Origin of the sequence: Acetobacter sp. UBA5411, assembly GCF_002409645.1 — a bacterium.
GTDB lineage: Bacteria > Pseudomonadota > Alphaproteobacteria > Acetobacterales > Acetobacteraceae > Acetobacter.
In genome coordinates this window covers 4,555-18,207 of record NZ_DHNR01000018.1, presented here as the reverse complement: position 1 = coordinate 18,207, position 13,653 = coordinate 4,555, and the positions used below count along the sequence as shown (strand labels likewise).

The 13,653-nt window shown below is 57.7% G+C and carries 20 protein-coding genes; 18 read left to right on the top strand and 2 right to left on the bottom strand.

The genetic code is table 11. The annotated features are described in order from the left end of the window. The 18 genes from B3759_RS05130 to B3759_RS05045 all read left to right on the top strand — a co-directional run. On the top strand, positions 1 to 1,728 hold a 1,728-nt coding region (locus tag B3759_RS05130), incomplete at its 5' end, for a toprim domain-containing protein (RefSeq protein WP_291364285.1). After that, positions 1,725 to 3,593: a DNA polymerase gene (locus B3759_RS05125; protein WP_291364283.1), complete on the top strand. Its 1,869-nt coding sequence runs from the start codon at positions 1,725 to 1,727 to the stop codon at positions 3,591 to 3,593. The genes B3759_RS05130 and B3759_RS05125, both read left to right, overlap by 4 nt. Positions 3,594 to 3,734: 141 nt before the next feature. Further along, positions 3,735 to 4,130: a hypothetical protein gene (locus B3759_RS05120; RefSeq protein ID WP_291364281.1), complete on the top strand. Its 396-nt coding sequence runs from the start codon at positions 3,735 to 3,737 to the stop codon at positions 4,128 to 4,130. Beyond that, positions 4,111 to 4,866 (top strand): hypothetical protein, encoded by a 756-nt coding sequence (locus B3759_RS05115; RefSeq protein WP_291364279.1) that lies wholly within the window; start codon positions 4,111 to 4,113, stop codon positions 4,864 to 4,866. Before B3759_RS05120 ends, B3759_RS05115 begins: the two co-directional genes overlap by 20 nt. Positions 4,867 to 4,962: 96 nt before the next feature. Continuing rightward, on the top strand, positions 4,963 to 5,784 hold the full coding sequence (locus B3759_RS05110) for a BRO-N domain-containing protein (protein WP_291364277.1): 822 nt from the start codon (positions 4,963 to 4,965) through the stop codon (positions 5,782 to 5,784). A 138-nt stretch (positions 5,785 to 5,922) separates the two neighbouring features. Next, on the top strand, positions 5,923 to 6,582 hold the full coding sequence (locus B3759_RS05105) for a hypothetical protein (protein WP_291364275.1): 660 nt from the start codon (positions 5,923 to 5,925) through the stop codon (positions 6,580 to 6,582). A 71-nt stretch (positions 6,583 to 6,653) separates the two neighbouring features. Further along, a complete protein-coding gene (locus B3759_RS05100) occupies positions 6,654 to 6,926 on the top strand; it encodes a hypothetical protein (RefSeq protein ID WP_291364273.1) in 273 nt (90 codons plus the stop codon). After that, the gene (locus B3759_RS05095) at positions 6,898 to 7,170 is read left to right on the top strand and encodes a hypothetical protein (protein ID WP_291364271.1); all 273 of its coding nucleotides are present in this window, start codon (positions 6,898 to 6,900) and stop codon (positions 7,168 to 7,170) included. The genes B3759_RS05100 and B3759_RS05095 overlap by 29 nt, the downstream gene beginning before the upstream one ends. Before the next feature lie 639 nt (positions 7,171 to 7,809). After that, on the top strand, positions 7,810 to 7,983 hold the full coding sequence (locus B3759_RS05090) for a hypothetical protein (protein WP_291364269.1): 174 nt from the start codon (positions 7,810 to 7,812) through the stop codon (positions 7,981 to 7,983). Further along, complete coding sequence (locus tag B3759_RS05085; protein WP_291364267.1) at positions 7,980 to 8,150, top strand: hypothetical protein; 171 nt, start codon at positions 7,980 to 7,982, stop codon at positions 8,148 to 8,150. Before B3759_RS05090 ends, B3759_RS05085 begins: the two co-directional genes overlap by 4 nt. After that, positions 8,147 to 9,103, top strand: coding sequence for a hypothetical protein (locus tag B3759_RS05080; RefSeq protein WP_291364265.1), 957 nt, complete (start codon positions 8,147 to 8,149; stop codon positions 9,101 to 9,103). Before B3759_RS05085 ends, B3759_RS05080 begins: the two co-directional genes overlap by 4 nt. A gap of 50 nt (positions 9,104 to 9,153) precedes the next feature. Further along, complete coding sequence (locus B3759_RS05075; protein ID WP_291364263.1) at positions 9,154 to 9,492, top strand: hypothetical protein; 339 nt, start codon at positions 9,154 to 9,156, stop codon at positions 9,490 to 9,492. Further along, positions 9,492 to 9,671 carry a hypothetical protein gene (locus B3759_RS05070; protein WP_291364261.1) on the top strand — a complete coding sequence of 60 codons (180 nt, stop codon included), beginning with the start codon at positions 9,492 to 9,494 and terminating at the stop codon, positions 9,669 to 9,671. The genes B3759_RS05075 and B3759_RS05070 overlap by 1 nt, the downstream gene beginning before the upstream one ends. Positions 9,672 to 9,717: 46 nt before the next feature. After that, positions 9,718 to 9,960, top strand: a complete 243-nt coding sequence (locus tag B3759_RS05065; protein WP_291364259.1) for a hypothetical protein — start codon at positions 9,718 to 9,720, stop codon at positions 9,958 to 9,960. Continuing rightward, positions 9,960 to 10,226, top strand: a complete 267-nt coding sequence (locus B3759_RS05060) for a hypothetical protein (RefSeq protein WP_291364257.1) — start codon at positions 9,960 to 9,962, stop codon at positions 10,224 to 10,226. The genes B3759_RS05065 and B3759_RS05060 overlap by 1 nt, the downstream gene beginning before the upstream one ends. Then, positions 10,213 to 10,458, top strand: coding sequence for a hypothetical protein (locus B3759_RS05055; protein WP_291364255.1), 246 nt, complete (start codon positions 10,213 to 10,215; stop codon positions 10,456 to 10,458). Before B3759_RS05060 ends, B3759_RS05055 begins: the two co-directional genes overlap by 14 nt. A 614-nt stretch (positions 10,459 to 11,072) precedes the next feature. Then, positions 11,073 to 11,534 carry a helix-turn-helix domain-containing protein gene (locus tag B3759_RS05050; RefSeq protein ID WP_291364253.1) on the top strand — a complete coding sequence of 154 codons (462 nt, stop codon included), beginning with the start codon at positions 11,073 to 11,075 and terminating at the stop codon, positions 11,532 to 11,534. A gap of 98 nt (positions 11,535 to 11,632) precedes the next feature. Further along, entirely contained in the window at positions 11,633 to 12,244 is a 612-nt protein-coding gene (locus B3759_RS05045; RefSeq protein WP_291364251.1) for a hypothetical protein, read from the top strand. A 1,006-nt stretch (positions 12,245 to 13,250) separates the two neighbouring features. Here the strand turns inward: B3759_RS05045 and B3759_RS05040 are convergent. Both B3759_RS05040 and B3759_RS05035 read right to left on the bottom strand, forming a co-directional pair. Further along, complete coding sequence (locus B3759_RS05040; protein ID WP_291364249.1) at positions 13,251 to 13,433, bottom strand: hypothetical protein; 183 nt, start codon at positions 13,431 to 13,433, stop codon at positions 13,251 to 13,253. Then, positions 13,430 to 13,653 (bottom strand): hypothetical protein (locus B3759_RS05035; protein ID WP_291364246.1); only part of this gene is annotated, 224 nt, incomplete at its 5' end. The genes B3759_RS05040 and B3759_RS05035, both read right to left, overlap by 4 nt.

Sequence of the window (13,653 nt, the reverse complement as noted above, 5' to 3'; positions counted from 1 at the left end):
CGTGCCCTTTTCTTTTACCGATCCAAGACTTTGGCGGAATCTCAAGGGTTCATCGCCACGCACATGCCCTGCCCAGATTGCGGATCAAGTGATGCACTGAGCGTAAACGATGCAGGGTGGTCGCATTGCTTCAACTGTGGGCAGCGCAGGCGCGTGGGGGCCGACGAAGGCCAGACACAGCAAACACAACAAAAACCGAAAGGGAGGCCCGATAAAGGCTTGATCGAGGACTTAGAGTTCTCTGGTATTCCCGCACGCGGCTTAACGGCCGAGACGTGCCAGAAGTGGGGATATGGGACTGGCAAAAACAAGCATGGCGATACCGTCCATGTGGCACAGGAATACAATTCATCCGGGCGCGTGGTAGCTCAGAAGCTCCGCACCCGAGACAAAAAGTTTACATGGCTGGGCGATAAGAAGGATGCAGAGCCGCTTTACGGAATGCACCTGTGGCCCAGCTCCGGCAAGCGCATCATCATAACGGAAGGCGAGATTGACGCCCTGAGCGTGTCCCAGGCGCAGCAGAACCGCTGGCCGGTCGTCTCCCTGGCGGATGGTGCCCAGAGCGCAAAGAAGGCCCTGTCTGAAGCCTATGAATGGCTCGACGGATACGAGCGCATCATCCTTATGTTCGATAACGACGAACCGGGCCAGAAGGCGATTGAGGAAGCCGCCAGCGTGCTTCCACCCGGCAAGGCGTTCATCGCCAAGCTGCCCCTTAAGGACGCGAATGATTGCCTGAAGGCCGGGAAGGTGCAGGCAATCATTCAGGCCAATTTTGACGCCCACCCGTGGCGTCCCGACAGCGTTTTGTCTGGTGGTGAACTGTGGGAACGCCTGACCAACTACAAAGGCCCCGAAGGCCAGGTTGTTCCGTGGGACATGATGAAGGGGCACATCCCCCTTCTGCCGATCCCGTCCGTTGTCACGCTGCTGGCTGGAACTGGATCAGGGAAAAGCACCACCTGCCGCGCGATTGAGCATCATCTGATCAAGTGTGGCGAGAACATCGGGGCAATTCACCTAGAGGAAGGCCCGGATCGAACTGCCCTCGGCATCGTCGGATATGAGGTAGGTGAGCGTCTGGACGTATCCATGAAGGGCGTCGACCGGACCACAATGAAGGCCGCCTATGACCGCACAGCGGGCCGTGAGGGGGTCTATTTCTATGACAGTTTCGGGTCCGTCGATCCTGATGTGATCCTCGCCAAGATCAGATACCTGGCACTCGCCGGTGGCTGCCGCTACATCATTCTGGACCACCTGAGCATCATGCTATCAGGCATCGTCACGATGGACGAACGCAAGGCCATCGACGTGACCATGACCAAGCTGCGCTCTCTGGTCCAAGAGCTGAAGATATGCGTGATCCTTGTCAGCCACCTGACGAAAGGCAGCGATAAGGGCGGAAAGTCGCACGAGGAAGGCGGCCAAATCTCGCTCAGGGATGCCCGTGGGTCGCATTCGATCGTCCAGCTATCCGACATCGTTGTGGCGCTGGAGCGGAATCAGCAGGCCGAGGATGCCCACGACCGAAATCTGATCACGCTTCGCGTCCTGAAGAACCGCCAATTCAGCACCACAGGCGTGGCCTGCAAGCTGTTCTATGACACAAAGACGGGACGGCTGCTCGACTATCCGGCCGATTATCGAGACAACCCTGTGGACGAGTTTTCGCGGGATGAAAGTGAGCCTGCCAGTGACCCTCAGAGGGAGCCTGCATATTGAGCGGGCGCAGGTTTCTATTCGATATTGAGACCAACGGACTGCTCGACGAAGTTTCCATAATCCACTCCATCGTCCTGTATGACCCAGACCGAAAGGAGTGGATCAGCTGCGCAGACCAACCGGGCTACGTGCCCATTTCCGAGGGTCTGAAGCTGCTGCATGAGGCTGATCGTCTCTATGGGCACAACATCCTGCTCTATGACATCCCCGCGCTGGAGAAGATCACAGGTCTTAAGTGGGACAGGTCAAAGATCGTCGATACCCTGCTGCTGGCCCGTATTCTGTGGCCGGAAATCAAGCAGGGTGACATGTTCCGCTGGAAGCAAGGGACGCTTCCAGGGAGGCTTATCGGTTCCCACAGCCTGAAGGCTTGGGGCTACCGGCTTGGCGTCCTGAAGGGTGACTTCAGCGAAGATGCCGACTGGTCCAAGTGGACCAAAGCCATGCAGACCTACTGCGAGCAGGACGTGCGGGTAACGTTGGCCCTGTATCGGCAGATCGGCAAGAAGTTTGCTGACGGCACGATCACGCCTCGTGTCTATGAGCTGGAGCGCCGGGTTGCGGACCTGTGCTTCAAAATGACCGTGGAAGGCTTCACGTTCGATGTGAAAGCCGCAGGCACGCTTTACGCCGATCTTGCGGCCCGCAGCAATGAGCTGTTTGAGCAGATACAGCGGGCTTTCCCACCGATCGAGCGCATCACGACGATCATACCCAAGGTGAACAACAAAGTCCGTGGGTATGTGAAGGGCGTCCCGTTCCAGAAGCGCAAGATGGAAGCTCTGAAGCCGAAAGGCCGGGAGCAGCTGGCCGAGCGCCTGAAGCTGAGATACGGCTGGGATGCCCCGCGTGATGGCCGGACAGGGCGCGTCAATCTCGACGATGCTGTTCTGGCAAAGCTCGACTTCCCCGAAATCCCGATCATTCGGGAGTATTACGCCATTGAGAAGGCGTTGGGGATGCTTGCCATAGGCAAGAACGCTTGGCTCAAGCTGGAGCGAAACGGGCGCATTCATGGCGAATATGAGACAGCCGGAGCGGTAACGGGCAGAGCAACCCACAAGCGGCCAAACATCGCTCAGGTGATGAAGGTTGCCCACGATGGAGATGGGAACGTCCTGAAGGGGCTTGCGGGCGGCTTCGGGTTCGAGTGCCGGAGCCTGTTCACGGTCCCACCCGGATGGACCCTTGTGGGGGCCGATATGTCCGGGCTGGAGCTGCGCTGTCTCGGACATTACCTGTCGATTTACGACGATGGGGCCTATGTGTCTGTCGTGCTGGACGGGGACGTTCACACGGTCAACATGAAGGCAGCGGGCCTACCCACCCGCGATAAGGCCAAGACGTTCATCTACGCCTATCTCTATGGGGCCGGTGATGAACTGATCGGCGCTATCGTGCTGCCCAACGCATCCGCAGCTGAACAGAAAAAGGCAGGCAAGCGCATCAAGGCGCAGTTCCTCAAAGGAATGCCTGCGCTGGCCAAGCTGCGCGACAAGGTGCGGGAAGCAGCCGAGCGCGGATGGATCGAAGGTATCGACGGCCGAAGGCTGACAATCAGAAAGCCTCACGCGGCCCTCAACACCTTGCTTCAGTCGGCCGGTGCCATCGTCTGCAAGCAGTGGATTGTCATGATCTATGACGAACTGCTCCGGCGCGGCCTCAAGTGGGGCTTGAGCGGAGACTTTTCGTTCTGCGCGTGGGTCCACGATGAAGTGCAGATCGCCTGCCGGACACCGGAGATTGCTGAGACAGTCGCACAGGTCTGCAAGGACATGGCAACAGCCGCAGGCGAGGCTCTCGGCTTTGACTGTCGCCTAAACGGGGATGCGAAGATCGGCCGCACATGGGCCGAGACGCACTAATCCCGCCCGAAGTCCTGCCGATCTTATGGGAGGCATGGGACAGCCCATTCACCACGAAATCCAATTTGGCGAAGGAAAGCGCCGATGAGGTGGCCATAGCCGCATCCGAGGGACTGATCAGCGTCCGTCTGGGATGTGGCCATGGCCGCGTCTGGCACATCACACCCGCAGGTCTGCATTGCCTGTGGGGTGCCATCCACTCAACCACCAAACAAGAAGAACACACGCACAATGCCGTTCAAACGCTACCCAGAAAACCCGAAGCGGGATGATAGCCTGTCCTTTGACGCAGGATTGACCGCAAAGCCTGCCAGTCGTCGTGGGACGATCACCGTCACCAGTGGACCGGCAGGGAAAGCCACCCTCCACATCCCCACGGGTGGGATGGAAGGCAATCAGACGGCCGATCTCGCACTTCCGGCAGGCCGCTTGACTCTGGAGGACATCCTCCACCTGGCACGCGACATGCACCTGACTGCCGATGAACTGATGGAAGCTGTGAGGGAGAACATTGAACATGCTTACCTGCGCACCTGATCCCCACACAATCCACGCGGTTATGAATGGGGAAATCCAGCCGTCCCCATACGCCACGCTGGAAGCAGCCAAGGAGGACCGCTACGGCTTCAATGAGCCGCCCCTGTCCCCTGCTGTCGAGCAGGCGCGGGAAGGCCCGGTCATTATCGGGCTGTATTCGCCCATGTCGCATATGGGGAAGTCCACCCTTGCCAAGCTGGTAGCCGACAAGATCAGCTGTTCTGAGGGGGTCATGTCCACGGACATCCGCCCCTTTGCGGGGCCTCTCCGCGCCATTTGTTCTCTGGCTCTATCTCGTGTTGGCGTCAGAAACCCTCACAAGGCCATGACGGAAGGCAAGGATCGTCCCCTTGACGTTCTGGACGGGAAAACCCCGCGCCAGCTCATGATCGACATTGGCACGCATGGGCTTCGGGCGGTGTCGAACAACTACTTCATCAAGGCACTCGCACACGACATCGCCTTTAACCCGTTCCCGTTCATCATCGTGGATGATGTCCGCTTTGCGAATGAGGCGTGGTGGGTAGTGTCGCGCCGGGGCATCCTTGTCCGTGTCGAGCGCGAGGTTGATCAGGCCGATGGCCAGACGAAGCAATATGAGGGACAGCTGGAGCAGATGCGCGGCCTCTTTCAGTTCGACATCGTAAATCCGACGATGGCCGATCTGGACATATGGGCGCGGCGCATCGCGGCCGAGGCAATAAGCCGCAGATATGGCGGACAACCGCGCCATTAACCGCCCCTGAAATAAAGGGAGGGTTGCGTAAAGGGAGCCTTGCAGGGAGCCTTACAGACATGCAATAGTCCGCTCTGCACACAATGGAGAGTAACAATGACCGAGCATGTTGAGGCTTCCCTCACTCCAATCTTTCACGACTTCCCGGTAACATCGAAGGACATGGTAAAGGTCCGCACAGTGGACATTGAGGGCCGCCTCATGTTCGTGCTGACGGACGTTTGCAGCATCCTCGGGAACCGGCCGGACAATCTGAAGTCTATCTTCGCGGATGGCGAGCGCCAGACGCACAAAGTCCTGACTTCACGCGGGCCGCAGAACGCAGTCATGGTCACTGAGTCCGGGCTGTATAAGGTGATACTGCGAGCGCACCGGAACACTGAAGTGGCCACCCGGTTCCAGGATTGGGTGACGCAGTCCGTCCTGCCGACCGTTCGCAGTCGTGGGGCGTATGTGAAGGGCGAGGAAATCATCAATGACCCCACGGTTCCAGATAGCGTACGCGCTGAGGTCGCCTTGCAGACGGTTGAGACGCTTCAGCAGCGTGTGGCCGAGCTGACGCAGGCGGCCGAGACCTTCAAGGCGAAGGCCGAGGCTTTTGACCAGATCATGAATCGGGCATCAAAAAACCTGTCTGTCCGACAGGTTGCCAGACGGCTGTCTGGTGTGAACCTGCGTCTGGTGATGGGCACTCTGGTGGAGCTTGGATACCTTCGGAAAGCGGCAGCCGGATATTCCGTGCCCTCACAATATCGCGGCCGGTATTTCGACGAAACGTGGTCGCAGTTCCACGGCGCAAACACAATCAACGTGCTGCCTGAAGGGGTCGCCCTTATGGAGCGCCTTTACCAGCGCGGGAAGTTCCAGCTGGTAAAACGCGCTGTCGTTAGGAAGGTGGCGAAAACAAAGAAGGAATGATCAAACATACCACAGGATGATACGGGCGCGGCAACGCTACTGATCGACGGCGATATTGTCGCTTTCAGCGCGGTTTCCGCGTCCCTTGAAGATTTTGAATGGTCGCCCGGTTCCGACATTTGGACGACCTTCACCCGGATGGGTGACGCAAAGGCCAAGTTTCGGGCCGACATCGAGAAAATTGAGGCCGCGCTAGAGCGGCTTGGCGTTCCCCGTAAGCAGACAATCCTCTGCATCACCGGCAAAGACAACTTCCGCAAAGAGGTTTTGCCCACCTACAAAGGGCACCGGAAGCGCAAGCCCCCCGGATACAGCCAGTTTCAAGAGTGGGTGCTGGAGGAAAGCGGTTACACCGTGTTTCTGCGCCCGCGTCTGGAAGCCGACGATTGCCTGGGCATTCTCGGCACAGGGCCGACCATTAAAGGCCCGAAAGTGATCTGGTCCGAGGATAAAGACCTTCGCCAGATACCCGGCACACACCTTGATATGAAAAACCGCCAGCTGGTCGAGGTTTCCGAACTGGACGGCGAGCTTCTGCACGTCAAGCAGACCCTCACAGGGGACGTGACGGACGGATATACGGGCCTGAAGGGCTTTGGCCCGGTTTCCGTGAACAAGCTGATCGACAAGCACGCGAAGGATGGCCTGCCAGCACTCTGGGCAGCCGTGCAAGAGCAATTCGAGAAGAAAGGCATGACCCGCGAGGACATGCTGGTGCAGGCCCGCGTGGCCCGCATCCTTCGGGCTTCCGACTACAACTTCAAGAATAAGGAGGTGATCCTGTGGCAACCAAAGTGAAATGGGCGCTATCGGACTTCGCCTTGTTCTTTGTGGTTCTTGGCTATTACTTCTAACCGATAGGTAAAATAATGGATTACGATGAACAGCTGGATAACAACCGTTTCTGGCTCAACCTCTGGCGCATGATCTGCGTCGGAGTGGTGGCGCTCGCCATCACAATCTCAACTGCGGTTGACGTGGCGACCACGCATGACGATGCAGTCGTCAAGGCCGCGATTGAGCATGGTTATGGTCCAGCTGAAGCTCGCTGTGCCGTCATGGACCGGGCACATTCCTGCGTCCAGACAGTGAAGATCGTGGAGAAAACCGAGGATGACTATTACTTCAATAAAAGGAAGTAAAGCTATGGGTGCCAAAGTAACCATGGAGGAAACCAATGTCGTTGACCTATTCACCGGGAAACCGCTGCTGGGCATCGCAGACGAGGAGCTTCCCCACCTTCCAGGACATACCCGTGTCGAAATGGCCGAAGCGGAGATTAAGGCTGTTCTTTTCGAGTATTTTGGTGGCGAGCCGATTGCATTCTCTCTTGGTGTCCTTGAAGGGTGCAAGCACTCGCTGCTGAAGAACGCTTGCGCGTCTTAATTGCGTGCGAATATAGCGGCAAGGTTAGGGATGCCTTCTTGGCGAAAGGGCATGATGCAATGTCATGCGACCTGCTGCCCACGGACAGACCCGGCCCGCATTACCAAGGCGATGTAAGGGACATTATTGGGGACGGGTGGGATTTGCTCATTGCCCACCCCCCATGCACTTATCTGTCAGTCTCAGGTCTGCACTGGAACAAGCGAAACCCGACCAGAGCTGCGCTGACAGAAGATGCACTGGATTTCGTGCGCTTCCTGATGGATGCCCCCTGTCCCAAGATAGCCATTGAGAACCCGGTAAGCTGCGTATCATCCCGGATAAGAAAGCCTGACCAGATCATACAGCCTTACTGGTTTGGCGCAGACGCATCGAAAAAGACCTGCCTATGGCTATCCGGTCTGAAACCTCTCGCAGTGCCCGATAAGACACTCTGGTTCCCGCCGAGGATCGTTCAGGACCCGCGAACAGGAAAACGTGTGGAGAGATGGGCTAACCAGACCGACAGTGGCCAGAACCGCCTTGGCCCTTCCGAGGATCGTTGGAAGGTCCGTTCAGAAACCTACGAGGGGATTGCAAAAGCATTCGCAGAAAATTGGGGTTAAGATGACAACTGACTTTATCGGAAACGAAATAAACATGGGCGATGCGGTCGCTGTGGTGCGGCCCAACAGCCGATCAGGTGGGCACCTTGTGCGTGGGACTGTCACGGGTTTCACGGCCAAGATGGTCCGCGTTGGGCTGTCTTATGATGACGAAGGCCGAGTGTGGGAACGCACGGTGAAACCCCAGAGCGTGGTGAAGATTAAATGAAGTGGTTGAACAAACGAAAACCGTGCAAGCTCCGTGTTGTCATGGGCTTTCCCTATGGTGAAATGTGGGACTATGACTTCACGCATTCGGTTGACCACAAAGTCTGGCATGATCGGTCCTTCTGGTCGCTTGACGATGCCCGTAACCGCCTTGGACTGCCGCTATGAGCCTTCCCGAAGGCTTCAAACCAATGAAGGGCGATGTGGGTGAATGGTCAGACTTCACATTCCCCTGCTACGCCTCGCCCAAGATCGACGGCTACCGCTGTATTGCTTCAGGTGGCCAAGCTCTATCTGCCAAGCTGGAACCCCACGGCAACCAGTTCATTCAGAAGTTCTTCAAGGACTACGAAGTGGACCTTGATGGGCTGGACGGGGAGCTGGTGGTTGGAGCCGCGAATGACCCGGAAATCTTCAACAAATCGGGCGGGGCAATACGCCGCGCTTCTGGGGAGCCGGACTTCACCTTCTGGGTGTTCGACTACGTGAACGAGGAGCCGTTTCGAAACCGGATTGAGTGGTCCCGGAATATGGTGGATGTGGCGGAGTTCGATGGCTGGCGTGTCCGGCATGTCGAGATGGTATTCATCCGAGACCTTGAGGCCCTGAAACGCTACTACGCAGAGACGGTAGCGCGGGGGTTTGAAGGCGTCATGGTGCGCTCCCTAAACGGGCCTTACAAGTTCGGACGGTCCACCCGCAAGGAGGGCTATCTGCTCAAGCTGAAGCCCTACAGGGACGATGAAGCAATCCTTCTGGAAGTGATTGAGGAGCAGGCCAACACCAACAAGGCCGAGAAGGATGCGACCGGGCGGACCAAGCGCAGCTCTGCGAAGGCCGGAAAGGTCGGCAAAGGGACTGCCGGAAAGCTCCGTGTGCGGTTCATCAATGGTCCGTTCAAGGACCAGGAACACATCATCGGCACCGGAAAGCTGACGAAGGACCAGAAGCAGACGCTATGGGATGAACGCTTCGGTCTGCATGATGACGCTCGACAGGGAAATTATCAGCTTATGACGGTTCACCACATGGACCACCTGGGCGGCTACACACGGCCCCGTCATGCTGGTTTCCTGCGTTGGCGGGACTGGTCGGACATCGACCTACCTGAAGCCGCTTAACCGCGCCTGCACAGCGCGAATACAAACCACACACAACACGGAACAATATCATGAGAAAGATCATCACCGCGCTGTCCGCACTCTTGCTGTGCGGCAGCCTGACGGCATGTCAGCAGGGTTCTGATGCTGTTGTCGTGTCCTTTAGCGGCCCGCTTCAGGATCGGCCGGATCGCTGCTGGTTTCTGCACAACCAGACCATTGAGGCGGAAAAGGACGGCACAATCGAGTGGCACTCCCCGCGCCTCTTTGGAACGTCAGTCGAAACCCACATCCGCACCCGAACGGAACACATGATCGACAATAGCCTCGACGGTGGCCAGATCGACTTCGTCGGGGCGGCGAAAGACCTGGGCTTTCCAGATCCGTCGAAGTGCCGGGATGTCCGCTGATGGCTGAAGAAACCGTCACGATCTCCCGCCGGGAGTATGACAGCCTGATCCACGATGCCCATGAGCTGTCCGTGCTGGAGGCTGCTGGCGTCGATAATTCATCGGCGGCCGACTACGCCTACACGCTGCGCAGGGAAATGCCCTGCCCGTGCCGGTCATGTGCTGAAGAACGCGAGTGAGGAACGGCGAGGAACCGGCGAAACACAACAAACTGAAAGGAGATAAATGGCCATTTACATCTGCGTGGCAGTCATTGTCGCGCTTTGCGTAGGCTTTGTCGTCTGGCTCTATATCGTGGGCCAGAAGGCAGGCACCGCAGCAGGGACAGCCGAGGTCGCCCAGGCGTCCGAAGCACAGGCCACCGAAGTGGCGACTGTCGCTCAGGATGAGGCGGCTGCGCGAGCAGCAGGCCCGTCGAACGAGAGCGAGCTGCTTGCGGACCTGAAGAACCCCAAGGGGGCGTTCTGATGCGTAGGATCGCCTCTCTTGCTCTGCTCGCGCTGCTTTCTGCCTGCGCCGACAGGCCGGATTATGTTCCCGGCCCGTGTCCGACTGTCCGTGAGTTCACGATGGACGAACGCATTCAGGCAGCTGGCGAGCTGACGATGGCGCAGACCAAGGGCGTCCCGATGGATGTAGTCTCCAGCATGTTGATCGAGCTGGACGATCAGGACCGGGCCGCGCGGGCCTGCCAGTCCGATGCCGCGAAGCGGGCAACCGTTGCCACGAAATAACCCCCTCAAAAGAACCGCGAGGATCGGCGCTGAGTGGCTTCTGGCTCGCCTGAGCGAGAAGTCCACCCGGATCGGGCTTGCGGCCCTTCTGGTGGGCGCTGTGGGGCCGAGAATGAACCCCTCCAATGCACAGCATATCGCGGACGCGCTGGCACTTCTGTGTTCCGGCACGCTGGTGCTTATGAAGGAAGACGATGACAATGACGACCACCAACACCCAGCTCCCGCCTGAGCAGAAACCTGAAGGCGAGACGACTTCGAGCAAAGACCGGACGTTCATGTTCCGAGCTGAAGTTAGGGGGCCTCTCGGCAATCTTTCCGGTTCGCGGAACGTCCGTTGAGGATGCGACGAACGAAGCCGTGTCATACTGCGAACGGGCCGGATGGGAATATGTCGGTCGATACCTAACCGACTGAGAACAAGGGCGTACGGATAGCTTAACGGCTGTTCTGCGCCCTTTGTTTTTTCGCCTGTTCGCTTTTGCGATTGACGGATCCGTTTCCCCATCCTATGAATCCTGCACGAATCGTTAAGGACTCGAACGGGTTATGGGAGGACATCTTTCTGCAATTTTGTAAATGAAAAGGGCGCGAGGTCTGCACACCTACGCGCCCTTGAGGAAGTGTTCGCCACTACTTTGCACACAATGGCGAGCTAGTCACACACACAACACACGAGTTCGACGAGTTTTCACTGCCAGACAAATGGTTGCCCCGACGTTGTAAACTAGGTCGGAGCTAAAAGGCAAGCGGTGTTCTCGACGCTCGTGTCGGAGAAAAATCGACGTGTCAGTTCGGAAAAGCCGTGTCCAGATCATCAAGTCTCTGATCTGGAAACATCACGACATGAAAAATATCACTCGCGGAGAGTTCATGGTTCTCACCGCGCTCGCCAATTTTCCCGAGAAAAATGGAGTGCGTTTCCCGTCTTTTGAGACTCTGGCGCGAGCCGCCCGAGTGTCGTTGAGAACCGCGAAGTATGCCATCAAGGCGGCAGTCGCTCTCGGGATCGTCTCGCGCACTCAGCGGAGTGTCCGCAATGGCTGGCGATGGGTAAGGACAAGCAACGCCTATCGGTTCATCGTCGGAAAAGTCGAGCGAGCTGACCCGTCTCTCAAACGACCTTGGGCGTCCGTTTCTTCCAAGTGCAAAGATTGCACAGGACCATTTATAGATATTAAAAATACTAGCTCTAATAGGGAGAGCGGACATTCCGTGGGCGACTGGTTGAAGATTTTGGCCGGTATGGATCAGGGGATGTCTCCGCGTGAAGCAGGGTATCGAGGACCAACCGAGAATGGCTCATGAAGCATGGAGAATGTTGCTCTACGGGTTCGCAGCCTTCGGACTGACAGCGGCCATGGGCAGCCTTTTCCAGTCTCGGAAATGATGGCGAGGACAAGGGAATGTTGCGAAGGACTATGCTAGCGGCTGGTATCGTCGGGCTGACAATGGGAGCTGTAGCAAGCAGCGCGTACCCGCATCCTGTCACGCCCGCAGAGGATCGGGAGATACAGGAGCTTTCCATCGAGGCGGCGAACGACTACCGCGCGAAGCATCCACAGAAGGCCGAGAAAACAGCGTCCTATGATTTCTGTGGGAAGATGGGATTTTGTCCTGGCGGTGACTTCGGTTCAAAGCCCGCTGTCCAGACCACCAAGCCGTCACGCGGCCCGGATGATGCCCAGAGGCAGGCGGCAGCATACCGCAGCATGACCCCGAGACAGCGAGCAATTCTGGGCCGACTGGACAATCAGGAAGCGTCTGTGTTCTCGCAGCCTGCTCCGACAGTGCAGACCTACCCCGTCGCCGTTCCTGTGGTGATACCATCCCCCGTTACGCGGTATGCGCCCGCATACGTCGATCAGCCTGTTCAACCTGTCGTGCCCGTCGAGGGACTGCCCCACCAGATCACAGCGGTTCGGAATGGGCCTGTCACGTCCGTAACGGATGCAATGGGAGGATCGGCAACCTGCATGAACGCTGGGATCACGACGAGCTGCACTGTGATGCCCTGAAAAGGCTCCCTGAAATAAAGGGAGGGTGGCGGATTTTTTTTTTTAAAAATTGGATGGGGAGGGGGCGGTATTTTTTTTTTTTAAAAAAAAATCGGCGGCCGGGTGCCTGGCCCCGCTCGATGGCCGCTCGGGCACAGGCGCGTGGGGTCCGAAACCTTCCCGGCAATGCCTCTAAGGTTCCCTCGATAGATGAGGGCATCCGCACGGCAACGGGCCGGTTGAATTGATAGGCGGCCTGTTGAGTCGTCGTTGTGTGCATGTCTCCCGTTGTCTGTCTTAGTGTATAGTTCCCTTTTGCGAACCCGTCAACAGGTCTATGCCACAAAATTGCACTTTCCGCGTCAGAAAATGCACTATGCCGTTTAAGGCCGTAGGATTACCGCACAGTGCCCTTTGTCGGTTTCCGGTATGATAGGGTATAGACGGGAGGCAATCGACCTGTGCGGGCATCCTGTGGCGTATCTTGGCGGTGTGACGGCGTGGTGGTATGCGGTCGGCTTCATCCGGCGGGTTGCTGGCTGCCGCCACCAGGGCGAAACCTGCCAGCGCCCAAGAACGCAAAAGGCCACCCCGAAGGATGGCCTTTCCTGACGCGCTGGCGTGGTGTCAGCGGTTGTCTATATAGCGATACCAGAGCGCCAGAACGAACCCGTAAAGCCCGACCAGCGCGAAACAGTCCTTTATCAGCTCATACATGCGTTGCGGCCTCCCGTGACGCGGACCGCAACGCATGACGGGCTGTATTGCTCGCCTTCATTGTATGGGTGCAAAGGTCCGCGCCAATCCGAAGGGAGCACGAAACAGCGCAGGCCGGTTGCAATCTGGCGCGTGTCCAAACCGGCCAACACGTTCAAGGTCGTTTCTAAGGTGTTGCGCAAGTCCTCCATGCTATCGTCAGGAGCCTCTGGTATTGCGTAAACGTCCGGACGGCTGCCGAAGCGGTCGAGGAAAGCGGCCCGCGACTTGCACGAGCCAAGATAAGCGATTGTGAGAGGCTGCCCCATGATCAATACCCTAACCATGCGCGGATTGCCGGAAAGGTGCAGGACACCCATTCCCACGAATGTCCCACGTGTCCTGTCCGGTCTGTCCATACGGTCCGTGCTAGCACCTTGTCGCTTGCATCGGTCTGGCAGGCCATATGCCCGTGTTCGTGAATGATGCGGATGGCGCGGTCTGGCGTAATCATGCCGCAATTCTCCCGTGATCGTCGTATGTTGGGTTAGGGATGGACCATGCCTGTTCGGCTATTTCGTCGAGGGTATCGGCCTGTATCGTGCGGACGAATGCGCGGCCCGTGCGTGGGTCAACAGCCGGTGGCGCGTCGAAACGCCACCCGTAGCCGTGATCATGCTGGACCTTATGACCGTTTATCGTGGTGAATAGTGCCGCCAGTCCGGTGCGTGTGG